At 46.7% G+C, this 25,594-nt stretch carries 21 protein-coding genes; 17 read left to right on the top strand and 4 right to left on the bottom strand.

The features are described 5' to 3' along the window. Nucleotides 1-215: 215 nt before the first annotated feature. From OU814_RS06520 to OU814_RS06510, 3 genes are all read left to right on the top strand, one after another. Nucleotides 216-803, top strand: coding sequence for a cytochrome b/b6 domain-containing protein (locus tag OU814_RS06520; RefSeq protein WP_017289791.1), 588 nt, complete (start codon nt 216-218; stop codon nt 801-803). A 42-nt stretch (nt 804-845) separates the two neighbouring features. Next, nucleotides 846-2,273: an amidohydrolase gene (locus OU814_RS06515; RefSeq protein ID WP_268181395.1), complete on the top strand. Its 1,428-nt coding sequence runs from the start codon at nt 846-848 to the stop codon at nt 2,271-2,273. Between the two features lie 154 nt (nt 2,274-2,427). Continuing rightward, nucleotides 2,428-5,640, top strand: a complete 3,213-nt coding sequence (locus OU814_RS06510; RefSeq protein WP_017289793.1) for a glycoside hydrolase family 15 protein — start codon at nt 2,428-2,430, stop codon at nt 5,638-5,640. A gap of 308 nt (nt 5,641-5,948) precedes the next feature. On the opposite strand, the gene OU814_RS06505 is transcribed toward OU814_RS06510, so the two are convergent. Together OU814_RS06505 and bioB are read right to left on the bottom strand one after the other, a co-directional pair. After that, the gene (locus OU814_RS06505; protein ID WP_268181393.1) at nt 5,949-7,715 is read right to left on the bottom strand and encodes a tetratricopeptide repeat protein; all 1,767 of its coding nucleotides are present in this window, start codon (nt 7,713-7,715) and stop codon (nt 5,949-5,951) included. A gap of 163 nt (nt 7,716-7,878) precedes the next feature. After that, a complete protein-coding gene (bioB, locus tag OU814_RS06500; protein WP_268181391.1) occupies nt 7,879-8,829 on the bottom strand; it encodes a biotin synthase BioB in 951 nt (316 codons plus the stop codon). A 190-nt stretch (nt 8,830-9,019) separates the two neighbouring features. Here bioB and OU814_RS06495 point away from each other — a divergent pair, with 190 nt between their 5' ends. The 11 genes from OU814_RS06495 (at nt 9,020) to OU814_RS06445 (ending at nt 21,283) form a co-directional block, all read left to right on the top strand. Further along, complete coding sequence (locus OU814_RS06495; protein WP_017289796.1) at nt 9,020-9,658, top strand: biotin transporter BioY; 639 nt, start codon at nt 9,020-9,022, stop codon at nt 9,656-9,658. Nucleotides 9,659-9,710: 52 nt separating this feature from the next. Then, on the top strand, nt 9,711-10,229 hold the full coding sequence (gene lspA / locus OU814_RS06490; RefSeq protein ID WP_268181389.1) for a signal peptidase II: 519 nt from the start codon (nt 9,711-9,713) through the stop codon (nt 10,227-10,229). A 203-nt stretch (nt 10,230-10,432) separates the two neighbouring features. Next, nucleotides 10,433-11,803 (top strand): gluconeogenesis factor YvcK family protein, encoded by a 1,371-nt coding sequence (locus OU814_RS06485; RefSeq protein WP_017289799.1) that lies wholly within the window; start codon nt 10,433-10,435, stop codon nt 11,801-11,803. Continuing rightward, on the top strand, nt 11,797-12,252 hold the full coding sequence (locus OU814_RS06480) for a bifunctional alanine racemase/tRNA (adenosine(37)-N6)-threonylcarbamoyltransferase complex ATPase subunit type 1 TsaE (protein ID WP_017289800.1): 456 nt from the start codon (nt 11,797-11,799) through the stop codon (nt 12,250-12,252). Before OU814_RS06485 ends, OU814_RS06480 begins: the two co-directional genes overlap by 7 nt. A gap of 118 nt (nt 12,253-12,370) precedes the next feature. Further along, complete coding sequence (locus OU814_RS06475; protein WP_190652768.1) at nt 12,371-13,573, top strand: NAD(P)/FAD-dependent oxidoreductase; 1,203 nt, start codon at nt 12,371-12,373, stop codon at nt 13,571-13,573. A 49-nt stretch (nt 13,574-13,622) separates the two neighbouring features. Beyond that, nucleotides 13,623-14,264, top strand: a complete 642-nt coding sequence (locus OU814_RS06470; RefSeq protein WP_017289802.1) for an HAD-IA family hydrolase — start codon at nt 13,623-13,625, stop codon at nt 14,262-14,264. 162 nt (nt 14,265-14,426) lie between these two features. Beyond that, nucleotides 14,427-15,599 (top strand): DNA double-strand break repair nuclease NurA, encoded by a 1,173-nt coding sequence (locus OU814_RS06465; protein ID WP_190652769.1) that lies wholly within the window; start codon nt 14,427-14,429, stop codon nt 15,597-15,599. 159 nt (nt 15,600-15,758) lie between these two features. Beyond that, a complete protein-coding gene (locus OU814_RS06460; protein ID WP_017289804.1) occupies nt 15,759-17,528 on the top strand; it encodes a glycoside hydrolase family 10 protein in 1,770 nt (589 codons plus the stop codon). A gap of 175 nt (nt 17,529-17,703) precedes the next feature. Next, nucleotides 17,704-18,705 carry a 2-hydroxyacid dehydrogenase gene (locus OU814_RS06455; protein WP_268181384.1) on the top strand — a complete coding sequence of 334 codons (1,002 nt, stop codon included), beginning with the start codon at nt 17,704-17,706 and terminating at the stop codon, nt 18,703-18,705. Then, nucleotides 18,702-19,943, top strand: a complete 1,242-nt coding sequence (locus OU814_RS06450) for an acetate/propionate family kinase (RefSeq protein WP_268181382.1) — start codon at nt 18,702-18,704, stop codon at nt 19,941-19,943. The genes OU814_RS06455 and OU814_RS06450 overlap by 4 nt, the downstream gene beginning before the upstream one ends. After that, the gene (locus OU814_RS06445; RefSeq protein WP_268181380.1) at nt 19,940-21,283 is read left to right on the top strand and encodes a cytochrome P450; all 1,344 of its coding nucleotides are present in this window, start codon (nt 19,940-19,942) and stop codon (nt 21,281-21,283) included. Before OU814_RS06450 ends, OU814_RS06445 begins: the two co-directional genes overlap by 4 nt. Before the next feature lie 116 nt (nt 21,284-21,399). Here OU814_RS06445 and OU814_RS06440 read toward each other — a convergent pair whose 3' ends face one another. After that, the gene (locus OU814_RS06440; protein ID WP_268181378.1) at nt 21,400-22,266 is read right to left on the bottom strand and encodes a bile acid:sodium symporter family protein; all 867 of its coding nucleotides are present in this window, start codon (nt 22,264-22,266) and stop codon (nt 21,400-21,402) included. A gap of 204 nt (nt 22,267-22,470) precedes the next feature. On the opposite strand from OU814_RS06440, the gene OU814_RS06435 reads away from it, so the two are divergent. Continuing rightward, nucleotides 22,471-23,724, top strand: a complete 1,254-nt coding sequence (locus tag OU814_RS06435) for a vWA domain-containing protein (RefSeq protein ID WP_017289809.1) — start codon at nt 22,471-22,473, stop codon at nt 23,722-23,724. Here the strand turns inward: OU814_RS06435 and OU814_RS06430 are convergent. Continuing rightward, the gene (locus OU814_RS06430) at nt 23,696-24,130 is read right to left on the bottom strand and encodes a hypothetical protein (RefSeq protein WP_268181375.1); all 435 of its coding nucleotides are present in this window, start codon (nt 24,128-24,130) and stop codon (nt 23,696-23,698) included. The two genes, OU814_RS06435 and OU814_RS06430, sit on opposite strands and share 29 nt — an antisense overlap. 148 nt (nt 24,131-24,278) lie before the next feature. Between OU814_RS06430 and psb29 the strand changes: the two genes are divergently transcribed. Continuing rightward, nucleotides 24,279-24,965: a photosystem II biogenesis protein Psp29 gene (gene psb29 / locus OU814_RS06425; RefSeq protein ID WP_190652776.1), complete on the top strand. Its 687-nt coding sequence runs from the start codon at nt 24,279-24,281 to the stop codon at nt 24,963-24,965. A 117-nt stretch (nt 24,966-25,082) separates the two neighbouring features. After that, on the top strand, nt 25,083-25,526 hold the full coding sequence (gene cynS, locus OU814_RS06420; RefSeq protein ID WP_017289812.1) for a cyanase: 444 nt from the start codon (nt 25,083-25,085) through the stop codon (nt 25,524-25,526). Nucleotides 25,527-25,594 lie beyond the last annotated feature (68 nt).

Genomic DNA, 25,594 nt, shown 5'->3' with positions numbered 1-25,594 from the left:
GAAATCGAGAAAATCACACTTCAAAATTTTTGGTGTTCACATACGGTATCGCATTTATTTCAATAAGCCTTCAGACGTAATCTTTTGATCAGGCTTGGCAAAATTTGTCAGGAAATAATCATGTTACATCCTGAGAAAAAACAATAACTAATTTTGAGTTTTGTGCAATTTCTAAGGTATATCAGTAAAGAGTATTGTCTAGAAATTCAGAATTTATGTCTCGTACAAAGCCTTATCAACCTTCACTGCTGAGATTTTTACACGGGATCAATGCGCTATTAGTGATTGCTGCGTTGATCAGTGGATTCTGGGTTTATGACACATTTGATCAAAGATTTGGCAAGATTCCGTTACCGAGAATTAACGCGATTATTGATTATCACGGTACGATCGGGTTGACTTTTTTTCTGTTTTCACCTTTGTTCTTAATTTATAGTCTTTGGCTAGGCAGAAAGAAGCTGATTCAAAACAATACGATCGCGAATCTCACCCAAGTTGGCAAACCGATTTGGTGGGCAACGCTGCAACGCTGCACCAACACCTTGATGATTGTGGCGATCGTCTTTGCCGCTGGAACTGGCAAACTCATGGATGAAACTTGGTTGCCCCAAGGTCAGTTATTCCATGTCGCTTACAGTTTTCACTTGATAGCCTGGGCAACGATGCTGATTTGTCTCGCTCTACACCTATTGATGAGTGCAAAAGTGGGTGGAGTTCCGCTTTTACTCTCCATCCTCAGTTTTCGAGTGCGTCCTGATGATCACCCGAAATTGTGGATTAAACAACTTCGCGATCGAAATTAATCACGTACACTGCTACAAGAACGTGATCGGATATCGTAATCTATGAGCTTTACAATTCAGAATGTTTTGATTCCAGACGATCAGGGTTACAAAACCGTGGACGTACAGATTCAAGCGGATCGTATTACTGCGATCGCGCCGAATTTACCTGTAATCGGAACTGTGATCGATGGCAGTCATCAGCTTCTATTACCTGGATTTGTCAATGCTCATACGCACTCTTCTGAGATGTGGCAACGCGGCATCATTCCTCCGAGTCCACTTGAACTCTGGATTGCAGAACTGTACGAGTTTACGCCTCTCGATCCAGAGCAAGCTTATCTCAGCGCGGTTGGAACAGCTGTTGAAACATTAATGACGGGGGGAACGAGTGTTGTCGATCATTTAGTGTTGATCCCAGGTTGGGAGCTTGAAACGATCGCGGCTGCGGAACGAGGCTATCGCGATGTCGGAATTCGCGCCTTTATTGCACCGCTGATTCAGGACGAAGCCTTGAGTGCGGGTATTCCGACTGGAGGCGATGAAGTAAAACACAGCAGTTATCAAGCGACAACAGAAGCAATGCTTGATCTGCTGCAAACGGCTGTAGAAAAGTTTCATCGTCCTGACGAAGGCGTAGAAATTATGGTCGCTCCCACGGGCATTCAAATGTGTTCAGATGCTTTGTTTGCTGGATGTATTGAACTGAGCGATCGCTATAATCTCAATCGCCATGCTCATCTTTTGGAAACCAAAGCACAAAAGCTTTTAGCACAAGAGAAGTATGGCTGTAGTGCTGTGAAACATCTGCAAGAGATTGGATTTCTCAGTCCGAAAACTTCTCTAGCTCACTGTGTTTGGCTCGACGATCGTGATATCGAAATTATGGCAGAAACGCGATCGACCGTCGTACATAATCCACTCAGTAACCTACGGTTAGGCAGCGGCATCGCGCCGATTTTGAAATACCGACAAGCCGGGGTGAATGTCTCATTCGGATGTGATGGCTCAGCCAGCAATGATTCTCAAGATTTGCTAGAAGCGATCAAAATGGGGTCAATTTTGCATAATGTGACCGATTTTGATTATCTACACTGGATCACGCCTCGACAAGCTGTAGAAATGGCATCGCGAGGAGGTGCTATCGGACTAAATCGGGCTGATCAATTCGGGTCGCTAGAAGTTGGCAAAAAAGCCGATCTCGTTCTATACAACCTCAAGACTTTATCGTTATTGCCGAGAACTGATCCAATTGGATTACTCATTTTAGGTCGCCCTGTGAATGTGGTGAGTCACGCTTGGGTGAATGGGAAACAAGTTATCTCAGATCATGAAGTTTGTAATGTTAGCGTCAATGATCTCGTAGAGAAATTGTTTGAGCAAAGTGAATGGAACCCGAAACGAAAATCAGCAGCAGTTGCCCAAACAGAGGCGCGATATCGATCTGTGATGGGATTGCCTGAAATCGCGATCGAGCAGTCTTCAACATAAATGATTGCGCCCCATTGCATTGAATTTGAAATTGAATTGGGAGGAAAGCCGAACTACAAACCTTAAGACAAGATGAAATAATAACAACAACTTCGGTTAAGATCTTCAGATCTGTCCGAATGTCGTCTTTCAACTCTTAACCCTGAATCCCGCTATGGCAACTTCCGCAGTTGATCTCGCAAATCGTCTTGATCGCTATTATGAGCAGGTTCAAGCGATTATTTTGAGTCGCCAAAATCCGATCTCTGGATTGCTGCCCGCGAGTACGGCGATCAACGAACACGGGAACTATACCGATGCCTGGGTACGAGACAACGTTTACAGCATTTTGGCAGTTTGGGGATTGTCACTTGCGTATCGCAAATTTGATGACGATCGGGGACGCACCTACGAGTTAGAACATAGCGTCGTCAAACTCATGCGCGGATTGCTCAATGCCATGATGCACCAAGCGCAGAAAGTGGAGAAATTCAAAGAAACTCAGAATCCTTTAGAAGCACTCCACGCCAAATACGACACCGCTACCGGATCAACTGTTGTTGGCGATGACGAATGGGGACATTTGCAGTTAGATGCGACTTCAGTGTTTCTCTTAATGTTGGCGCAAATGACAAATTCGGGATTGTCAATTGTGTACACGATCGATGAAGTCAACTTTGTCCAAAACTTGGTTTATTACATTGGTCGAACCTATCGCACTCCTGATTACGGCATTTGGGAACGGGGTAATAAGATCAATCACGGCAATCCAGAATTAAACGGCAGTTCTGTCGGTATGGCAAAAGCTGCGCTCGAAGCTATGAGCGGCTTAAATCTGTTTGGAACGCAAGGCGGACAAGCTTCGGTTATTCACGTGTTGCCGGATGAGATTGCAAGATGCCGCACGACATTAGAATCACTGCTACCACGGGAATCAAGTTCTAAAGAAGTAGATGCAGCGTTATTAAGCGCGATCGGGTTTCCTGCATTTGCAGTCGAAGACTCGGAATTAGTCGATCGCACTCGCAATAAAATCATTGATTTACTGCAAGGCAATTACGGTTGCAAGCGATTCCTCCGAGATGGACACCAAACCGTTATCGAAGACACGACTCGGTTACACTACGAGCCATTTGAACTGAAGCAATTCGAGCATATTGAATGCGAATGGCCGTTGTTTTTTACCTACCTTGCCTTAGATGGAATTTTTAGAGGAGATCGCGCACAAGCTCAAGCTTATCTCGATCGCTTAGATACCCTCACTGTCGAGCGAGATGGCTTCAAACTGTTACCCGAGTTGTACATTGTTCCAGAAGAGTTGATCGAAGCTGAGAAAGCCGCTCCGCGTAGCCAAATTCGCGTCCCCAATGACAATGTCCCGTTAGTTTGGGCGCAAAGCTTATATCTGCTTGCTCAAATGCTGCATGAGGGCATCATTTCAGTCGGAGACATTGATCCGTGTGGACGCTATCTCCGTCGAGGACAACGCCGCAAAGCAACGATTCAAATTGCTCTAATTGCAGAGGACGAATCACTACAGGTCAAGCTTGAAGCCAATAACATTACGACTCAAACGCTCAAACAAGTTGAACCGATTCAAGTCCGACACGCCCGTGAACTTGCCGCAGCGTATACCTACGTTGGGCAAAACTCAAAATTAGCACTCTCAGGTCGTCCTCAGCGACGAATGCGAAGTCTGACCACTGCAAGGGTTTACAAGATTAAGAAAGATACGATCGTCTTTCTTCCCTCATTTCTCGAACCTGAGCGTTTCTACCTCACATTGGACTATCACTTCCTCGTCTCTAATATCAAAACCGAACTCGCTTACATTCATCGACATTGGCAAAGTTTAGGCAGACCGATTGTCACCTTACTATTGACCAAAGAGATGTTTGAACTGGGTCGAGAAGCATTACTGGATCTCGCTCAAGAACTTCAAGCTGGACGATGTGGTGATATTCCGGTGCAGTTGGGACAGCTTAAACAGTTCATTCTTACAGCAGGAACGGAGCGAATTGATTCACTCCATGCGTTCAAGTTTGAAACTGCTTCGGTTGCTAGATTGAGTGTGTCTCGCTATCATCTGGGCTTCGATCCCGATAAAACGCATCCACTCAGCATTTCACAAGAGTTCAAACTAGAGTACGAATCGGATGTCAAAGTTTTACTTGACAGCTTACGATCGTCGCAAAATCTCTACGAACAAGTTGAGCTACTCGGAACCTTAGCTCGATTAGAGGGATTAGAGTTTGACACCGGATTAGCAGGCGCAGGAAAACCAGTCACAGTGCGAGACTTGCTGAATGAGAGCTATGCAAGAGCAAGTAAGGGAGATTCGAGTGGACAGCCTTACTGGAGCTTACTGCGGCGTTGTGCAGGATTGCTGGATAAAGTTGATGTTGGGCTTTCTGATGCGGTCACTGATATTCTGGTCAGGCAGAAACAAATTGCGATCGGACGAGCGTACAGCGAAGATTCTTTGATTGTGCAACCGCTTCCACACACTGAAGTACTAGAAAAAATTCGTCAGTTCTGTCGCGAAGATATTAGCGATCGCGTTCTCACGCAAGAAGTGATCATCTATCTCAGTTTGCTGATTAAAGCAGAACCCAATCTTTTTAAGGGATTACTGACACTGCGAGTCGGCTATCTGATTTTGCTGATTACGACTGATCTGGCTCGTGAGCTAGACCTAACGCAAGACGAAGCTTATGAGAAGTTAATGACTCTCAGCCCCTTTGAGATTAAAACTCGACTGCGGCAGATCGTCGTTGGTTATGCTGACTTGAACAAAGCATTACTCAAGCAAGAATCTCTGAAAGTTAAACTGCCCAAACAAGCGATCGATTGGGTTGTCATCGTTGATCAAGCTGAGGTCGAACCGACTGCTCAAGATTGGTGGCGCAAACGTCAATTAGATGGTGCATTAAATCGCGTTCCGCCAGACTTCTATCCGAGTGTGTGGAAGGTACTTCATCACTGTAAAGGCTTAGTCGTCGGAGACAAGCTCGAACGCCGCAATCGGTTAGAAAGTGAGTTTTTGACGACAGAAATGACCGCAGGCGAAAAAAACTTTGCTTTGAAAATCGAGCATTTGCTGAACAAAATGCAAGCTCCTGAATATCGACAAGTGAATGTTGAAGCATTGATGGAACTTGCCGCGATCGCAGAACGCAACCCCGATTTCAAAGTAGAAGAATACATCGTGATGGATGTCCTCATCGGTCACGCGGTTCGCCTAGCTTGGCTCGATAAACATCCAGAACATCACGATCGCTATGATGAGTTCAAAGGTTCAGCTTGGCGATCGTTCTATGAAACTTCACCTTATGACTGTGCGAGTTTTGTAGCAAAAGCAATGCAGTTCCTGACTCAATTGGGTTAGTAGTCAACGGCATTCATTGTGGGGAGTAGGGAGTAGGGAGAACCTAAACTCAGATTGCTTTCTATCTCTCCATATCCCTATCAGAAGACGTTTGAAAAGTATTGTTTATCGCATTCACCCACCCGTGATTGAAAATCCGGGCTAACAGAACGAAGTTCACTAAAGGGACTAATAGCCAATCAGAATAAGCTCTTCAGTCCTTTTCAAAGGACTTCGCACGGTTAGCCCCGAACTTCCAGTCCGGGGCGAGCTAGAACGGAGCGGCAACCTGTTGATACGTTTTCTATCACAGGTTGCTTTCAATCCCATTAAGTCGCAGGCTGTTCTAATGCGCGAATTGCATTCTGGGCATTCTGCTGAAGATTTCTTGCATTTTGAGCTTGATAGAGTCGAGCTGCTGCGCGATAGTCTTTAATCGCAGAACTGCGATCGCCTCTTTTTGCTGCAATGTTTGCTCGATTAAAGTAAGCATCTGCTAATTTCGGATCGAGCCGGATGGCTTCGTTATAGTCTGCAAACGCTTGATCAAAGTTGCTATTCTTCGCGTATTCGACTCCTCGGTTGTAGTAAAGATTCGCAGCACGATTCGCAGGAGTAGGGCTGAGATTGAGCGCTTCGGTATAGGCTGCGATCGCAGCATTGTGATTGCCCTCTTTCGACTTGCGAATGCCTTCCTCAAACCAGCCATCTGCAGTCGCAATTTGAGGACGCGAATTTGGGAAAGGTTGGAACAACGCCCAAAGCACTGCCCCAAAGAGAGCCAGTACCGCTAAGCTTGCTAGTCCAAGCCGCACTAGTTCTGGAGAAATATTGCGCTCTTGCAGAAACTGCGAGGCTGGATCAGTTGCAGGTTCGACTGCTTCATCCGACGATCGCAAAATTCGACGATTTCTGAGAAATTGAGTCAATCGATCGCCAGTCGTCGGAGCTTCGACGGGAATCTCATTCTCCACAGGAGCTTCGACCGAGGCTTCGACAGGGACTTCGATTTCTGTGGGGAGGGGGGCAAGCGTTGCATTTGCTGAATCTACTGGCAGCGGTTGTGTGACTAACGGATTGTCTTGAAGCCCGTATAGTTGCCGCAGTTGCATTAACTCAGCTTGAGTATTGTCGCTTAACGGAGACTCGCGCTGACTGACTTGTTCGCGGATGTTTTCATACTGGCGCTGTTTCTCAGCTTGCTGACGATGCGGAAGTAACGCATCCTCTCGAATCGCATTCGCAATATTTTCGGGAATGCCTTCTTTGATCCGGAGCGCTTCTAAAATGTTGTGCCCGACGATCGAGATTTCTCCTTGACTTGCTAGGCTCATTGCTTCTTGACGGAAGTTCAGATAAGGCGCATTCACAAGCTGTATGAAATAGCCTTGCTCTTGGCTGTGTAGAGTTGGGGATAGAGCAGGCAAGCTATCTTGTAGACGGGTCGCAATGTAAGCATGAAGCTCGGTGACATTAATTTCGCCTCGCATCGGTTGGTTCGCTGCACCGTCTGCCATCCCTGTTTCAAACGCATCAATGATCAATTGGGTATAGGTTGAATTGCGATTCGATTTGTGTTTGGCAGAGTACTCGATCGAGATCGGAGAAGTCAGCAAGGCACGGCTTGGACTGACGAAGGATTCGGCGATCGCACTAAAGTCTTCGGGGGCGATCATGTCTTTGGCAAACGTGCCGCTGAAGCAGCAATCGAGAATCACAGTTTGCTGGCGAGCCGGACAGGACTCAAGTTCGGCTTTGAGTTCAGACAGAGAGTAGGCTGTTTGTTCTAAATGAGATCGCGACGTATTGCGACAAGGCAGAAACAGTTCTCTTTGATCAGTGACGATGGCGTTACCCGAAATGTAAATTAAAACCGTTTCGTTCGGGTCACGCAGCGTGCAGAATGTCTCGATCGTGTCTCGAATCTGCTGGAGGGTTGGATGATTGAGAACCGTGACCTCATCGGTACGACTTGCGCCAATATCAGGACGGCGAAGGAGTTCTTGCAGAGCAGCAACATCGCGATCGGGTGCTGCCAGGGGCTGCAAATTGGCATCATCGTACTGACCAATGCCGATGAGTAGTGCTTCTGTCATATCAGATCCCCCGACTAGATGAATGGAACACAGAGTTGATGACTGAATTGCAGCAGAAATCTACCGAGTCGTATCAGAAATTATCTGCAAGCAAGCTAAGCTTTTCAAGCACTTTCTAAGATTTGCTTGAAATTCAGTTTCATTCTAGTGGCTCGACGCGATTCTAAAGCGGTTTTGGAATCATTCCTAATCGATCGAGAATTAATTCTTCATCGTGCGATCGCTCTGGGTTCGGTGCTGTTAACAACTTCGCACCCGTAAAGATTGAATTTGCCCCTGCAAAGAAACACATCGCCTGCAATTCATCACTCATTTCAGTCCGACCCGCAGACAGCCTTACCATTGCCTTTGGAAAGAGAATCCGGGTTGTCGCGACCATCCGAACGAGCGCGATCGCGTCAATCGGTTTCGCAGCTTCTAAGGGCGTGCCATCGATTGGAATCAGTGCATTAATGGGAATCGATTCAGGAGGCGGATTTAATTTGGTGAGAGTTTCGAGGAGCGATAAGCGATCGTCGATCGTTTCACCCAATCCGACAATTCCACCACAACAGACGGAAATTCCTGCGTCACTGACAGCGCGAATCGTCTCTAGCCGATCTTGATACGTCCGAGTCGTAATAATTTTGTCGTAATACTCCTCAGAAGTATCGAGATTGTGATTGTACGCCGTGAGTCCCGCTTCTTTCAGTTGTTGAGCCTGATGCGGTTTCAGCATTCCCAACGTGCAGCACACTTCTAGATCCAAGGCTGCCACTTGTCTCACCATTTCGAGAACGCGATCGAACTGTGATCCATCTTTCACTTCTCGCCAAGCCGCACCCATACAGAACCGAGTCGAACCTCCTGCTTTTGCGGCTCGTGCTTCTTCAAGAACCGCATCGAGTTGCATCAAAGGTTCCGGCTTCAAGCCTGTATTGTGATGCACACTCTGAGCGCAATAGCCGCAATCTTCCGGACAAGCCCCACTCTTAATATTGCCGAGCGTACAAAACTGAATCGCCCGCGGATCATGATGTTCGCGGTGTACCCGCTGCGCCTCAAATAACAAGTCTGGAAAAGGCTGGTGATAAATCTGGGCAATGCGATCGCGCGTGTGAACAGCAGAAATCATGAGCAACAGTCGAGAAAGAACGATTCTTTATCATCGGTGATTCTGACCTGAGATACAATCTCGACTGCCGGATTTTGTTTTGAGTGGGAATTGGAGACTGGAGAGACATTTTTTAGATCCTCTACCCCCTACTCCCCACTCCCTACTCCCCCATTCTCCCATCTACCCTCTTTCAATGTACAATTCCACGATGATGACCCGAACCCCCTCCCGCCAACGTCCTCCGGTTCGTCCTAAACGATTTCGGATCACGCTCACCGACATGCTGTGGGCACTGATTGGGCTGATGTTGACGATTGGTGGAACCTTGCTTCGAGCCACGATCGCAGGCGCACCCTGGGCATGGACACCCCAAGCGGTTCCGCTCCACTTTTTAGGAACCAGCTATCAGATTGGAGCCGTTTTACTGATTGGCTGTTTGGGAGGGAAAAATGCAGCCGTCATGTCGCAGATTGCTTACCTTGCTCTGGGACTTGCTGGATTTCCCGTCTTTTCTCAAGGCGGCGGCATTCAGTATATGAGTTCACCCGGATTTGGATATTTGCTCGGATTTGTCCCGGCAGCTTGGATTTGCGGATATCTCGCTTTTCGGGTGCCCCCGCGCTTGGAATCACTCGCTTTTAGTGGATTGTGTGGAGTCGTCGTGATTCATGCGATCGGGATTCTGTATTTAATTTTCGGATCGATATTCCGCTGGATCAATTTCGGCGAACAGTCGCTGTGGCAGGCTTTTCTCTCCTATTCGGTTAATTTGTTGCCCGGACAAATGGCAGTCACGTGCTCGGTTGCTGTCCTGGCGTTTGTGCTCCGACGGGTGATGTTTTACTAACAGAACCAATTTTCTGTGAGAATTGAGTATCTTGCCCTTTGCTGATTCTTTCATGCTGAGAAATCGTTTTTTCTGGATTGCCGCGATCGCAGGATTACTCCTTGATCGGTTGACGAAATTGTGGGTCGTGAAAACGATGGTATTGACCATTCCGCCCCAAGAAACGATCGTGATTCCAGGGATTTTACATTGGGCGTATGTGATCAATGATGGGGCAGCGTTTGGGATTTTATCGGGGAGTCCGATTCTGCGGTGGTTGTCGTTGATTGCCAGTGTCGCATTGATGGCGTGGGCGTGGTTTGGGCGGAGAATGCTGCGCTGGGAGCAATGGGGTTACGGATTGGTCTTGAGTGGAGCGCTCGGAAATGGCATCGATCGCTTTGTACTCGGGCATGTTGTCGATTTTATTAAAGTGCCATTCGTCTATGTTCCTTATCCCAACCCATTTCCGAACTTCGTTTGGATTCAGTTTCCAATTTTTAATCTAGCGGATGTTTTTATCAATCTGGGGATTATTTGTCTCCTGATTGGAATTTATCGCACTCCCGACACGCCCAAAAATTCTAATTAAATCCGCAATTACCACAGTTATTCAGTAAACTTTGCGTAAAGACTTCCCGGTTTTTGAGGCGATTTCTGAGAAAACAGAGTAGTTGTCAAATATCACTCAAAGATCACTACGTTGCATTTTTCTGAACGGGCGAGTCCCCTTGAGAGTCAAAAGTTAGTGTGTCCTGCTGAGATAGTTCGAGCCGTTTGAAGTTGAAAATCCACATGACGAGCAACCGTTTTTTGAAACGAGCCATTCGCGTTTCGCGATCGGCATCACAACGGCTCCCCAATCGAGCCAATCACTGGTTTAAGTGGCTATCTCCGGGGTTACTGGTAAAGCGCTGGATGTTTATCAGTGCCAGCGGGGTGTTGTTGATTCTACTGGGAGTGGGAATTTGGAGCAGACGGACTCCAGTGTTTCATCTTACGCAGTTGTTCGGTGATTTGCTCGAATTGCTGACTCGCTTAATTCCGAATTATGTCAGTGGACCGCTCGTCCTGGGTTTGGGCTTGTTGCTGGTGTTTTGGGGACAAAAGCGCACCGTCCGCTCCATCAGTGAAGTTTTGATGAGCGATCGCGATGAAGAATTAGTCGATGTGTTGATTAATCATCGCAAATTAAACCGAGGCGCGAAAGTCGTTACAATCGGGGGCGGAACCGGGTTATCGACGCTGCTGCGGGGCTTAAAAGTGATCAGCGCCAATATTACCGCGATCGTGACTGTGGCAGATGATGGTGGATCTTCGGGGCGACTGAGACGAGAAATTGGTGTACTGCCACCCGGAGATATTCGCAACTGTATTGCAGCCTTAGCGGATGAAGAAAAACTTTTAACCGAATTATTTCAATATCGATTTAAAGCAGGCGACGGTTTAGTCGGGCATAGTTTTGGGAATTTGTTTTTAACCGTATTGAGTGATATCACCGGAGATTTTGAACGCGCTATCGCAGCCAGTTCTAAAGTTTTGGCGATTCGAGGACATGTGCTCCCTGCGACGTTGAGTGATGTCAGGCTTTGGGCAGAACTTGCTGATGGACGCTATATCGAAGGCGAATCGAACATTACAGAAGCCCGGGGAAAAATTGTTCGCATGGGCTGTAAGCCTGCCAATCCGCCTGCATTGCCGAAAGCTTTAGATGCGATCGATGAAGCGGATTATATTGTGATTGGACCGGGAAGCCTGTACACCAGCGTGATTCCGAACTTGCTCGTTCCAGAAATTGCAGAAGCGATTTCCGCTCGACAAGTGCCTTGCATCTATGTGTGCAATATCATGACGCAGCCTGGAGAAACCGATGGCTATTCGGTCGCGGATCATATTCAGGCCATCGATCGTGCGTGTGGACAAAGATTATTCGATTCAGTACTCGTTCAGAAAACGCCACCTTCTGCCAAAGCGTTGATTCGATATGCTCAAGAACAGTCTCATCCGGTGGATCTCGATGCGGATGCGGTGACGCAGTTAGGTCGGCAAATCATTCGTGCCAATATTATGATCGAAGATGAAGAGACGGGCTATGTCCGCCATGATTCGCGGCGCTTAGCACGGGTGATTTATCGATGGTCGGAACGGGCACGGCAAAAATGGTAATTGAACTCCAAGATGCAGCAGCAACGCGATCGCTCGGCATCCAACTCGGTCAAGTTTTACCCGCAGGCACAGTTTTACTGCTTCAAGGTGATTTAGGCAGTGGCAAGACTTCTTTAGTGCAAGGAATTGGGGAAGGCTTGGGAATTCGAGATGCGATCGAGTCTCCAACCTTTACGCTGATCAATGAGTATTTAACCGGACGAATTCCGCTCTATCACTTTGATTTGTACCGATTAGAGCCAGAGCAAACGGCAACGCTTTATCCTGAGATCTATTGGGAAGGCATTGAAGTGGAGCCGGGAATTTGCGCGATCGAATGGGCAGAGCGGTTAGCATTTAAGCCAGATTCCTACCTTGAGATAGTTCTGACCTATCAAGACGAAGGACGCAAGGTAGAAATTCAGGCGATCAAGGATGCGGTGATTCCAGAATTGAGAATCCGAACTTAGAATAGTTTAGAGAGTGTTTGAAACGTATCAATTTCCTCGCTTCGTTTTGGGAGCGGGTGAATGCGATGAACGATACATTTCAAATATCCTCTAAAGTAGCCCTTTCCTGCGTTGCCCTATGTCTCAGACTCCTGCAAAAATCTGCATTCTCGGTGGTGGCTTCGGAGGCTTGTACACCGCACTTCGACTCAGTAACCTTCCTTGGGGAAGAAACGAGCAGCCCGAAATTACGTTAGTCGATGCGCGCGATCGCTTTGTCTTTTCGCCGTTGCTGTATGAATTAGTCACCGGAGAACTGCAATCTTGGGAAGTTGCTCCGCCTTACGAAGAATTGCTCGAAGACACAACGATCCGATTTCGCCAAACGGCGGTTGCAGATATTAATACCGACACGAAACAAGTCCGACTCGCAGATGGTGGACTGCTCGATTACGATCGCTTAGTGCTGGCGATGGGCGGCGAAACTCCGATGGACAGGGTTCCAGGAGCCGCAGAATTTGCCATTCCTTTTAGAACGATCTCGGATGCCTATCAACTCGCAGATCGGCTCCGTCAGTTAGAAGCATCTGATACCGATAAGATTCGAGTTGCAGTCGTTGGAGCCGGGTATAGCGGGATTGAACTGGCTTGTAAACTCGCGGATAAGTTAGGCGATCGCGGTCGAGTACGCGTGATCGAAGTCGGAGATCAGATTTTGCGATCGTCGTCTACGCATAACCGCGATGCTGCCACAAAAGCCCTCGAAGAACGCGGAGTCTGGACAGATTTAGAAACCTCGGTTGAATCGGTTGGTGCTGGAAGTATTTCACTGCTGTACAAAGGGGTCGTTGATACGATTCCAGTCGATTTGGTGCTGTGGACAATCGGGACGCGCATGAATGAAGTCGTCAAGAATTTGCCACTGAAACAAAATGAGCGCGGTCAGATTCTCGTCACTTCGACATTGCAAGTTGTGGATCATCCTGAGATTTTTGCTATTGGCGACTTAGCAGATTGCAAGGATGCCGATGGTCAGCAAGTGCCTGCCACTGCACAAGCTGCCTTTCAGCAGTCTGACTATACTGGATGGAATCTTTGGGCATCGTTGAGCGATCGCCCATTACTGCCATTTCGGTATCAATATTTTGGCGAAATGATGACTTTAGGCATTCATGACGCAACTTTAACCGGGCTTGGCATTCAATTAGAAGGCACTGCGGCTCACTTAATCCGCCGTTTAGCGTATTTAAATCGGATGCCTACTTTAAAGCATCAACTCCGTGTAGGATTCAACTGGATCACTCGCCCAATTATTTCCGCGATCGCGCAAATGGGTGAATAATTAGAAGGCTATTGGGTCTGTTCCTAGTTGAAATCGGGATTTTGTTGTTATGAAACGCCCCCAAGTGGTGTTTTTTGATGCTGTTGGTACATTATTTGGTGTGCGAGGAAGTGTCGGGCAAGTTTATCGAGAAATTGCTCGTGCTCATGGTGTAGAAGTCGATGCCGCGAAGATTGATCGCGCATTTTATGAGAGTTTCAAGGCTTCTCCGCCCTGTACATTTCCAGGAGTGGATGTATTAGAAATTCCGCAGCTTGAGCAGCAGTGGTGGAATACGATCGCACAACAGACTTTCGATCGGGCTGGCGTTTTGCATCAGTTTGCAGATTTTTCTGAATTCTTCTCAGATCTCTACTACCATTTCGAGACTGCAAAACCTTGGTTCATTTATCCCGATACCGTTCCAACGCTAGAAAAATTGCGCTCTTTAGACATCCCGCTCGGAGTTTTATCAAATTTTGATTCCCGATTATATAAAGTTCTAAAAGCGTTGAATCTAGAAGATTTTTTCGACTCAATTACGATTTCAACAGAAGTCGGAGTCGCAAAACCCGATCCAAAAATTTTTGCGATCGCGCTTGAGAAACATGATTGTCAGCCTGAGAATGCTTGGCACATTGGCGATAGTCAGCAAGAGGATTATGAAGCGGCGAATGCGGCAGGGTTGCGGGGAATTTTGCTGAATCGGTAGCTGTTTTTTGTAAGTAGTTCGTCCCGTTGAAAATGGTAGGGAGAGTGGGGAGTAGAGGAGTAGGGAGTGAGGACAGAAAAACATTTCCCCACCTCCCCACTCTCCACTCCTCACCTCTTCAAAGGTCTGATATAGTACCTAGATACCAAATGGTATCTCCCTATGCCGATTAAGCCCTCGCAAATTCTCAATCTGCTCGATCGTAAACGCGAAGATTTTGCACTGTTCGATCGCGCTGCTCTACAAGCGTTGCAGCAGTATGGAACTGCATTAATTCAACTGTCGCAGAAATCTGATCAAGCCATATCAGCAGCACTCGACGGGATCAGAGAGTGTGGAGCTAGACCCTTAGAGCCGTTGGGAATGTTTCCAGAATGGGTCATGCACGCGGGATTGTCCTGGCAAAATCGTGAAGAAAGTTTGGAATGGGTACGCGATCGCATTACTGGAGTTTCAACGTTTTCGGTAGACGGATCGCAAATCTACCCGAGTAAAGACTTCTCGATTCCAGTCGCACTTGTGCAAATTGGCTGGTATGAAAACTTTCACTTGCCCTCCGGTGAGTATCAAAAAGATATTGAGTTAGATGTTCTCACGCCAAACGATTTGAAGGTTGGACGCGGTGATCTTGCCGATCGACGAGTAAATTTACGTCGATTTGAAATGGAATGCGATCGCATTATTCAATACATGGAAGAACATGCAGGACAACGCGATTGTTTAGCATTTTTCGATGGATCGCTGATTGCAACATTTTCAGAAGCGTTTGATGAAGAGACACGCAGTTTTTATTTGAGATGTATTCTCAACGTATTACGTGCGAGTGAAGATTATCGCGTTCCGGTGATTGGATATATCGATACTTCCAGCGCACGAGATTTAACAGAGATGATTCAGCGATTAGCTCAGCTACCCGATAGTAAAACGATTCATGATGCTCAATTGTTAAATCGCGCGAAAAATCAGATGCAGTGGGGCGATCGCACACCAATTTTTCTGTCTCAACGGTCTGGAGTTCTAGACTTATATCAGGAACATCGCGATCGCATCGCATTTACTTACCTCAAAACCAATCGGGATAGCTATGCGGCTCGAATTGAACTGCCCCTGTGGATTTATGAAGAAGGCTGGCACGATCAAATTCTCGATTGGGTTCGGGCTGAGGTCATCATTGGCGGCGGATATCCTTATGTGATCGAAACGGCGGATCAAGTCGCAGTTTTGAAAAATGACGATCGCCAAACCTTTTATCGATTGTTACAAGAGTGGGCAGAAAAAGAAGATCTGACCCTGAGACTGTCTCGCAAGATGATTAGTAAAGCGCGACGAAGATAAGAAACGCTAACAAAATGCGGAATTGAACAACACAGATGCGATGTTGAATCAAGCTTTCTGGTTTGACTCACAGAGAGTGATGCGTTCGTCCTTCCCAACTCACAGGAATCGACGCAGAGCTTTGAGACAAACCAGCTCAATATCATCGGAGTCCTATCTATGCGTCGTGCTTGGATCTTTGGGTTCGTCACACTCCTGACACTCTTGACGATCGCACATCCCACTTTCTCCCAAACCAATTTCACGGACATTCAATCTCACTGGGCAAAACCCTGCATTGAGAAATTGGCACAAAAAGGAATCATTAGCGGTTTCCCAGGCAATCAGTTTCGTCCGAATGAGCCAGTCACCCGCGCACAATTTGCGGCAATGATTGCTAAGGCATTTCCTGAACAGATGAATGCTCCCAGTCGTCCTGCGATTCAGTTTCGCGATGTTCCCGCGAATTTCTGGGCGCGAGATGTCATTCAGAAAGCGTATCGATCGCAGTTTTTCTCAGGCTTTGAGAATCAGACCTTTAAGCCCGATTTAGAAATTCCGAGAGCGCAAGCATTAACCGCATTAGCAAGCGGCTTGAAGCTCAAACCAACTAATGATGTTGAACTCAGCAACAAAGCATTCATTGACACTCGAACTATTCCTAACTTTGCGAAAAGCGCGATCGCGGCAACCACCGAAAAGCAAATTACCGTCAACTATCCAATCATGCGTCGATTGAACCCGAATCGAACTGCTCAACGCGGTGAAATCGCAGCGTTTCTCTGTCAGGCATTACCCGATACTAAAGGCTTGATTAGCAACCAATTCATTCCTAAACCAGAAACACAGGCGCGAGAAATTCGTGGTGTATGGCTAACTAACATTGATAGTGATGTCTTGTTTGAGAAAGAGCGCCTGAGTAATGCTGTCAATGAACTATCGCGATTGAACTTTAATACGCTTTATCCGACGGTACTGAATTGGGGATATACCTTGTATCCCAGTAATGTCATGCAGCAAGAGATTGGATTTCCAGTCGATCCGCGCCCCGTTGCAGCAGGATTACGCGATCGCGATATGCTGCAAGAACTCATCACCGAAGCTCGCTCAAAAGGGATGGCGGTGATTCCTTGGTTTGAGTTTGGATTCATGGCTCCCAAAGATTCAGAACTTGCTCAAAAACACAAAGATTGGTGGACACAGAAACGCAATGGCTCGGTTGATTATCAACCTTCAGCCCTCGACGGCAAGCAAATTCCAGTCTGGTTCAATCCCTTCAAACCTGAAGTCCAACAGTATCTTCTGAACTTAGTCACTGAAGTGGTTGAAAAATATGATGTTGATGGGATTCAGTTCGATGATCACTTTGGTTTACCTGTGAGCTTTGGATACGACGACTTTACGGTTAATCTCTACAAAAAAGAACATCAAGGTAAAGCTCCACCTAGCAATGAGCGAGATCCAGAATGGTCACGTTGGCGCTCAGATAAACTACAAGACTTTCTGACCAAGCTTTTCCAAACGGTCAAATCTCGCAAGCCGAATGTTCTGATCTCACTGTCCCCGCTAGATTTACCCTTTGCTTATGAGGAACATCTAGTGGATTGGCATAAGTGGAGAGAAGCAGGTTTGCTTGAAGAAGTCATTCCCCAAATCTACTTTCAGGGACAGAAGTTTGTTGATCGTAGTAACCCTGACAACTGGGTAACCTTAAAAGCTGCTCGCGATACGGTTCCCACTGCGATCGGGATTTTAAGTGGATTGTCTAGCACACCTCGCCCAATCGAAGAAATTCAGCGTCAAGTCAAAGCCGTCCGCGATCAAGGCTATGCTGGAATGTCGTTTTTTTTCTATGAAACCCTGTGGAATAAATCGCCTGAACCGATTGGCGATCGCAAAGCAGGCTGGCAAACTATCTTCAAAGAGAAAGTTGAGCGCTTTCGGCTATAAGATGCGCTAGTTCTACTCGTCGATCTCATTCATTATGCAGAGTGGGGACTCCCTACTCCCCACTCCACACACATCAATCCTTGAGGAAATCCAAAGAATCAGAACTCGTAGCTGAAGAGACAAGACTCGCACAGGCAATTTCGTTAAAATGATCGTCGCAAAGTGAGCCAGATTTATGAAAGTTGCTTTTTTCAGTACCAAATCATACGATCGCCGATTTTTTGAAGCTATCAATGCAACCTATCAGCACGACATCACCTTTTTTGAAGTACCACTAAACGCCGATACGGCAATGCTTGCGACAGGCTATCCCGCAGTTTGTATGTTCGTGAATGATGTCGCAGATACCGAGACTTTGAACAGTCTTGCTGCGAATGAAACTCAGCTTCTCGCCTTACGATCGGCTGGATTTAACACCGTGAATTTACAACGAGCAGCAGAGCTAGACATCAAAGTAGTCCGTGTTCCAGCTTATTCTCCCTATGCCGTTGCAGAACATGCCGTTGCTCTCATTTTGGCGTTGAATCGTAAAATTTACAGAGCTTACAATCGAGTTCGAGATGATAACTTTGCATTAGAAGGACTCCTTGGATTTGATTTGCATGGGTGTACCGTTGGGGTGATTGGTACAGGCAGAGTTGGCATGGTCTTTGCTCAAATCATGCAGGGATTTGGGTGTTCTGTGATTGGATATGATGCCTATCCAAACGAGCAATTGACACAGTATGTTTCCTTACCTGAACTATTTGAGAAGTCTGATATTATCTCGCTGCATTGTCCATTGTTGCCAGAAACCTATCATTTGATTGATCAAAGTGCGATCGCACAAATGAAGCCCGGAGTCATGCTGATCAATACAAGTCGGGGGGCTTTAATTGATACGGATGCTGTGATCACAGGAATTAAAACTGGCAAAATTGGCTATCTAGGAATTGATGTTTATGAGCAGGAAGAGAACTTATTTTTCCAAGATCTCTCTGACACCATTATTCAAGATGACACCTTTCAGCTTTTACAATCTTTTCCGAATGTTTTGATTACCGCGCACCAAGCATTTTTTACTCGGAATGCCTTAGAAGCGATCGCAACAACAACGCTCTCCAATATTTCAGATTTTGAGCAAGGAAAGCCATTGAAGAACGAAGTTGTCTACCACCCTTCTCCAGCTTTACTATGAAAATTCTGGTGCTGAACGCAGGCTCAAGCAGCCAAAAGAGTTGTCTGTATTCAATCGACGATCGCCTACCCAATGAACCCCCAGAGCCAATGTGGGAAGCCGCGATCGATTGGGCACATCATCCCGGCTTTGCAGAGATCAAGGTCAAAACCGCAACTGAAGAACTGACAGAAGAGATTGAAGTCAAATCGCGTCTTGAGATTATGGCGCATCTGCTCTCAATGCTTTGGCAAGGGAAGACCGCAGTTCTCAATCACCCGACTGACATTGATGTGGTTGGACATCGAGTCGTACAAGGTGGGCAAGAATACTCTCAACCTGTACAGATTGATCAAACAGTGAAAGCAACGATCGATCGTCTTTCCACGCTGGCTCCAAATCACAATCCTGCTAATCTCGAAGGTATTGAAGCGATCGAGCAATTTTTAGGAACTGAAATTCCACAGATTGCCGTATTCGATACTGCCTTTCATCGTCAAATCCCCGATGCTGCTGCAATCTACCCCGTTCCTTATGCTTGGGTCGAGCAAGGAATTCGGCGCTATGGATTTCATGGCATTAGTCATCAGTACTGTGCTGAACGAGCCGCACACTTGTTACAGCGAAACTTAGAAGACTTGCGCCTGATTGTGTGTCATCTTGGCAACGGGTGCTCACTTTCTGCTATCGCTCAGGGACATAGTGTTGATACAACGATGGGATTCACGCCGCTCGATGGCTTAATGATGGGAACGCGCTCTGGTTCGGTTGATCCAGGGATTTTAATTCACTTGATGCGACAAGAAGGCTATTCTGTCGATCGCTTAGATCGCGAACTGAATCGAGAATCAGGTTTGAAAGGAATTTCTGGCGTTTCTGCTGATTTGCGCCAAGTCATGAAGGCGATCGCAGACAACAATTCTCAAGCACAGTTAGCACTCGACATTTACATTCATCGCTTGCGCGCTTACATCGGGGCAATGCTCGCCAGTTTAGGAGGGGTAGATGCTTTGATTTTTACAGCAGGCGTGGGGGAAAATTCAGCGATCGTGCGTTCTCTAGCTTGTGAATCCTTTGGTTTTCTGGGCTTAAAGCTTGATGCTCACAAGAATGAAAATCGCCCCGTTGATCAAGATATTGCCACAACAGATTCAACGGTACGAGTTTTAGTCATTCATACGCAAGAAGATTGGGCGATCGCTCAAGAATGCTATCGTTTAAGAGCTAAACATGTATCGCTTCACGAGAAACAATCATGATGAGCCAACTCCCGAATCAGATTACGGCTCCAGCTTGGGTGCAACTTTTCAATTGGATTGTTGATCCGCTTGGATTCCTGGACAAATACACTCAGAAGTATAGTGATGTTTTTACCATGCAACTGGCTGGACTGGGATTGTCTGTCGTCATTGCCAATCCGAAAGCGATTCAGGAAATCTTTAATCAAGATGCAAAGTTTGATATGGGACGGGGTAATGCGCTCGCAGAACCGCTGTTAGGACGAAATTCTTTGCTGTTACTGGATGGCGATCGCCATCGACGAGAACGCAAATTACTCATGCCGCCTTTTCATGGGGAAAGACTGCACACTTACGCCACGCAAATCTGCAAAGTTGCTGATCAAGTGGCAAGTCAGTGGCAAACTGGACAGCCTTTTATTGTCCGAACCTCGATGCAAAATATTAGCTTAGAAATCATCTTGCAAGTTGTTTTCGGGTTGAGTGAAGGAGAGCGATATCAACAGCTTAAAGTTCTCCTGACCGAATGGCTGGACATGACCGATTCACCTTCACGATCGAGCATGTTATTCCTAAAATTTTTGCAGAAAGACTGGGGAGCTTGGACTCCTTGGGGACGGATGCAACAGCGCCAACGCCAAATTCATGACCTACTTCAGGCAGAAATTGACGAGAGAAGAACGAAGGGAGATGAGAAACGGAGTGATGTTCTCAGCCTGATGATGGCAGTGCGAGATGAAACTGGGCAAGCCATGAGCGATGAAGAATTGAGAGATGAATTGCTCACGATCTTGTTTGCTGGACATGAAACCACTGCAACAACTCTATCTTGGGCGTTTTACCAGATTCATCAACAGCCAGAAGTGCGTGAGAAATTGCTCAAAGAGCTTGAAAGCCTAGATGCACATGCGTCTCCAATGAGCATGGCTCAACTTCCCTACTTGAATGCTATCTGTCAGGAAACACTCCGAATGTATCCTGTGATTCCTGTGCTGTTTCCGCGCATTTCTAAAGTGCCTGTGAAGGTTGCAGACTATTCATTTGATGCAGAGACGACTCTCTGGATATCTCCTTATCTGGTGCATTATCGAGAAGAGCTATATCCGAATGCTCAACAATTTAAGCCGGAACGATTTCTCGATCGACAGTACTCGCCTGCTGAGTATTTTCCCTTTGGAGGCGGGAGTCGGCGATGTCTGGGATATGCGCTGGCTCAGTTAGAAATGAAGCTCGTTCTGGCAACAATCTTATCGAAATACCAACTTGCTTTAGCTGACGATAAACCTGTGAAACTACAGCGCCGTGGGTTTACGCTTGCTCCGACAGGTGGAGTGCGAATGGTGTTGACTGAGAAGCCATAGATATCTTTCGAGGTTCAGGACTTTAAGCTAGTCGTGCGAAGTGGGGAGATGGGGGAGTGGGGAGAACCCAGATTCACATTGCTCCCTATCCCCATCAGATTTACTGTAGTGAACTACTACGCTCTACTGCTCGCTTGTCTGCCATAAAGGATAGAACCGAAGCCAGTAACATACATCAATAAGCTATAAACCGCAGCGGGCACAGCCATATCGGGGTTGTTGAGTAAACCCGCAGTGATAGCAATTGCTAGCGTTCCGTTTTGAATCCCGACTTCAATAGCGATACAGATTTGTTGAGCGAGCGGCAGCCGAAACAGCTTTCCGACCAGAAATCCTGCCAGTGTTGCCAGGAGGTTGAGCAATACGACACCGATTCCCACCTGCACCAGAAATCCTGGGAGTTTACTTCCTTCTCGTACCAGCAACAGCACAATAATCAGCGCTAACAATCCTATGGCAAGTCGGCTCATTTGCTTTTCTAGACGGCGTGCTGTGTCAGGAAACTGATGACGAATTGCCATGCCGATCGCTGTCGGTAGCAGTGTGATCAGAAAAATTTGCAGCATGGTCTGCCCAATCGGTAGAGCGATTGCCGCACTTTGCCCTAGGAAATATTGCAGCGCCAGATTTGTAAAAATCGGAATCGTAAACACAGTAGCGATGCTACTCAGCGCTGTGAGCGTTACTGACAGAGCAACATCGCCCTTTGCCAGATAAGTTATGAGATTAGAAGAAGGGCCACCCGGACAAACTGCCAGAACAATCAGACCAACCGCGATTTCGGGTTGCATGGGAACAACCAATGTGATCAGTACCCCAATCAGCGGCAGCAGCAATAGCTGGCAGATCGTGCCCACCGCAACTGCTTTGGGATCACGAGTAATTCGTTTAAAGTCTTCTGCAACCAGACTTAACCCCATACCCAACATCACAATTGCCAGAGCCAGCGGCAGTAAAACAGAGGTGAAGATGTTGCTCTGCATCGTTATTAGACATTGATTTTGATTTGCACAGGTATCATACAAGAATATGTTCAGAGTTTCGGTGTGCTCTGCTCACACTCCTGCACCCGTCAGACAAACTCGAACCAATCAATTTGAATCGTTCGGCAATCCGAATGCGGAGAGAGCATAAGCTAAGCTGTAGTTGTTGAGCAAGTCAAAGTTCTCCAAAGTGGAGTTGTTATCATGCAGGTCGGTTTGAACTGTGCGCTGAGTGATGTCCATATTGATGCTGCTCAAGCAAGTAGTCAGCGTCAGATGGCAATCTCGATCGAAGCCATCCCCCAAGCGTCGCCTCGTGAGACTCCGCTCAATCTCTGTCTGGTTCTCGATCAGAGTGGATCGATGGCAGGTCGATCGCTGCAAACTGTTCAACAAGCCGCCGCTAGGCTCATCGATCGCTTATCCCCAGGAGATCGACTCTCGATCGTCACGTTCAATCACAAAGCCAAAGTTCTCCTCCCCAATCAAATCGTTGAGGATCCAGAGCCGTTAAAACTCGCCTTAAACCGTCTGGAAGCGTCGGGCGGCACTGCGATCGACGAAGGGATTCGACTCGGAATTGAAGAAGTCGCAAAAGGGAAAAAGAATGCCGTTTCACAAATGTTTCTCTTGACGGACGGAGAGAATGAACACGGCAGTAACGATCGCTGTCTCAAACTCGCTCAAGTCGCGACCGGATACGGTCTGTCGATTAATTCACTCGGATTCGGAAGTGCTTGGAATCAAGACGTTTTAGAAAAAATCGCCGATGCGGGTGGTGGGGCACTTTCTTATATTCAAGAACCTGAGCAAGCGGTGACAGAGTTTGGGCGATTGTTCGATCGCATTCAATCGATCGGCTTAACGAATGCCTTTTTACGCATTGTTTTATCGCCAGGAGTTCGCCTCGCAGACTTTAAGCCTGTCGCCCAAGTTGCACCCGAAACCGTCGAATTACTTGTGCAGCATGAAGATAACTTAGTCGGCGCGCGCTTAGGCGATTTGATGGTCGGCTCACCTCGCGTGATTTTGGCGAATGTTTACCTGACGCAGTTGCCGGAAGGGAAAAATACGATCGCCGAAATTCAAGTGAAATATGATGATCCAACTTCAGGTGAATTAGCACTCGCCTCTGAAACCTTCCCGGTTGAAATTACAGCTCAAACTCAATACCAACCCGCACCAAACTCAGACGTTCAGCAGCATATTCTCGCTCTCGCAAAATATCGACAAACCCAAATCGCTGAAACCAAATTGCAGCAAGGTGATCGACAAGGAGCCGTAACAATGCTGCAAACAGCCGCACAAACTGCTTTGCAAATGGGCGATCGCAATGCGGCAACCGTTTTACAAACTAATGCAACTCAACTGAGTTTAGGAGAAGACTTATCGGAAGTCGATCGTAAAAAAACTCGACTCGTTTCTAAAACTATTTTGCAGGCGGGAGATTCTGAGTAGGCGTACCGAATTCAACCGTCGGCAGCGCACAAATCTTTTTCGTCATCTGTGGATCAGAATAGCGATCGGTTTTCCAAGTGGCAGGAGAGCCGACTCCGTTGGTATACGTGATCTGATTGGTTTTGCAATTCACATCTGCATAGAGAAACTGAAACACGCCACTGCACGCTGTCCCGCTATTTTTTCCCATCGTCTGCACAACGATCAGTTGACGAATATTTTTATCTGGCTGATTGGGGCGTTCCTGACGTGCCACGATAAATTCTGGATCTGTATAAAATTCGCAACCATCCCGCGTCTGCCGCATCAGCAGACTATATTTGCTCATCACGAAATTAAACGTTTCAACATCAGGAAGTGCTGCCATTGCTGAACTCTGACCCAAAATGGTAAGAGCAAGTGTCATAGTGATTAAGCGCTGCATACAGACCTCATCCGAATACAAATGGCTTGAATGATTTTGGCAGATTCAGTTCCCTAGGTTGATCAAAAAAATATCGATCCCACAATACCCTTTACAATAGTTGAATGTAGAATCCCACAGAAATTAAACCGTGAATAGCGTCCGTACTGTTTCCGATACTAAGCGATCGTTTTATAGTCTTCACACCCGTCCGGTGAATTCGATTTTCCGCCGAGTCGTGGAAGAATTGATGGTCGAAATGCACCTACTGGCTGTGAATACTGATTTTCGTTACGACCCGTTTTATGCATTGGGTGTCGTGACAACTTTCGATCGCTTTATGCAAGGGTATCGCCCTGAAGCTGATAAAGAGTCGATTTTTACAGCATTATGCAAAGCATTAGAAGCGGATCCACAGCAATATCGCACTGATGCTCAGCGATTAGTTTCGACGGCATCAAGCGCAGCTTGGGATTCAATGCTGATTCCAGATAAGGCATACGATTATCGAGAGGCGTTACAAGCCGTCGCGTCGAATCCAAAATTCAAGTACAGCCGCCTTTTTGCCGTGGGTTTATATACGATTTTGGAAGCGTCTAGCCCTGATGTGGTCAAAGACACCGCAAAACTGAACGAGACGTTTAAGCAAATTTGCCAAGCGTTAAATATTTCCGAAGAGAAAGTTCAGAAAGATTTAGAACTGTATCGCAGCAATCTCGAAAAAATGAATCAGATGCAAGTTGTGATTGCAGAAGCTTTGGCTGCCGATCGTAAAAAACGAGAAGAGCGTGAGCAAGCCCAAGCAAAACCGAAAGATGAAGCAACGTCTGAATCATAAGGCGATCGCAAATGCAGAATGGGGAGAGTAGAAAGCGCTCCCCATTTTTTGTATCGTTTGTAACAACGCAGCGGGATCAAACTCGACTACAAGTAGAACGGTATCGAGTTTGATTGCATGATGACTATTCCAGAAATTTCACAGAAACTATTCGCCGCGAAAAAAGCAAAAGGATTGAGCTTTGCAGATCTCGAATCTGTGCTTGGACGCGATGAAGTTTGGATCGCAGCGTTGTTTTATCGACAAGCGAGTGCATCTGAAGAAGAAGCAACCAAATTATTAGAAGCATTAGGCTTAAGCCTGGATCTTGTGCCTGAATTAGTAAGCTCCACGGTGAAAGGATTAGGGCCGATCGTGCCGACTGATCCTTTGGTCTATCGGTTCTATGAAATCATGCAGGTGTATGGAATGCCGATGAAAGAGGTTATCCATGAGAAATTTGGCGACGGCATCATGAGCGCGATCGACTTCACGCTTGATATTGAGAAAGTTGAAGATCCAAAAGGCGATCGCGTCCTCGTCACAATGAATGGAAAATTCCTCCCTTATAAGAAGTGGTAGATTTTTCGGACAATCCTCGGAAACTCATCTACACTAATCACAGTCAGAGATCCCTGACTCTTTGTGTT

The organism is Leptolyngbya sp. GGD, from assembly GCF_026735145.1.
Classification (GTDB): Bacteria; Cyanobacteriota; Cyanobacteriia; order Leptolyngbyales; family Leptolyngbyaceae; genus Leptolyngbya; species Leptolyngbya boryana.
The sequence above is the reverse complement of the archived record's forward strand: the minus strand, read 5'-3'. Positions and strand labels throughout refer to the sequence as shown.

What these genes read in the sequence shown, in the direction of transcription:
- OU814_RS06520 (WP_017289791.1), top strand. Translation starts at nt 216, where the DNA reads ATGTCTCGTACAAAGCCTTATCAACCTTCACTGCTGAGATTTTTACAC.
- OU814_RS06515 (WP_268181395.1), top strand. Translation starts at nt 846, where the DNA reads ATGAGCTTTACAATTCAGAATGTTTTGATTCCAGACGATCAGGGTTAC.
- OU814_RS06510 (WP_017289793.1), top strand. Translation starts at nt 2,428, where the DNA reads ATGGCAACTTCCGCAGTTGATCTCGCAAATCGTCTTGATCGCTATTAT.
- OU814_RS06505 (WP_268181393.1), bottom strand. Translation starts at nt 7,715, where the DNA reads ATGACAGAAGCACTACTCATCGGCATTGGTCAGTACGATGATGCCAAT.
- bioB (WP_268181391.1), bottom strand. Translation starts at nt 8,829, where the DNA reads ATGATTTCTGCTGTTCACACGCGCGATCGCATTGCCCAGATTTATCAC.
- OU814_RS06495 (WP_017289796.1), top strand. Translation starts at nt 9,020, where the DNA reads ATGATGACCCGAACCCCCTCCCGCCAACGTCCTCCGGTTCGTCCTAAA.
- lspA (WP_268181389.1), top strand. Translation starts at nt 9,711, where the DNA reads ATGCTGAGAAATCGTTTTTTCTGGATTGCCGCGATCGCAGGATTACTC.
- OU814_RS06485 (WP_017289799.1), top strand. Translation starts at nt 10,433, where the DNA reads ATGACGAGCAACCGTTTTTTGAAACGAGCCATTCGCGTTTCGCGATCG.
- OU814_RS06480 (WP_017289800.1), top strand. Translation starts at nt 11,797, where the DNA reads ATGGTAATTGAACTCCAAGATGCAGCAGCAACGCGATCGCTCGGCATC.
- OU814_RS06475 (WP_190652768.1), top strand. Translation starts at nt 12,371, where the DNA reads ATGTCTCAGACTCCTGCAAAAATCTGCATTCTCGGTGGTGGCTTCGGA.
- OU814_RS06470 (WP_017289802.1), top strand. Translation starts at nt 13,623, where the DNA reads ATGAAACGCCCCCAAGTGGTGTTTTTTGATGCTGTTGGTACATTATTT.
- OU814_RS06465 (WP_190652769.1), top strand. Translation starts at nt 14,427, where the DNA reads ATGCCGATTAAGCCCTCGCAAATTCTCAATCTGCTCGATCGTAAACGC.
- OU814_RS06460 (WP_017289804.1), top strand. Translation starts at nt 15,759, where the DNA reads ATGCGTCGTGCTTGGATCTTTGGGTTCGTCACACTCCTGACACTCTTG.
- OU814_RS06455 (WP_268181384.1), top strand. Translation starts at nt 17,704, where the DNA reads ATGAAAGTTGCTTTTTTCAGTACCAAATCATACGATCGCCGATTTTTT.
- OU814_RS06450 (WP_268181382.1), top strand. Translation starts at nt 18,702, where the DNA reads ATGAAAATTCTGGTGCTGAACGCAGGCTCAAGCAGCCAAAAGAGTTGT.
- OU814_RS06445 (WP_268181380.1), top strand. Translation starts at nt 19,940, where the DNA reads ATGATGAGCCAACTCCCGAATCAGATTACGGCTCCAGCTTGGGTGCAA.
- OU814_RS06440 (WP_268181378.1), bottom strand. Translation starts at nt 22,266, where the DNA reads ATGCAGAGCAACATCTTCACCTCTGTTTTACTGCCGCTGGCTCTGGCA.
- OU814_RS06435 (WP_017289809.1), top strand. Translation starts at nt 22,471, where the DNA reads ATGCAGGTCGGTTTGAACTGTGCGCTGAGTGATGTCCATATTGATGCT.
- OU814_RS06430 (WP_268181375.1), bottom strand. Translation starts at nt 24,130, where the DNA reads ATGACACTTGCTCTTACCATTTTGGGTCAGAGTTCAGCAATGGCAGCA.
- cynS (WP_017289812.1), top strand. Translation starts at nt 25,083, where the DNA reads ATGATGACTATTCCAGAAATTTCACAGAAACTATTCGCCGCGAAAAAA.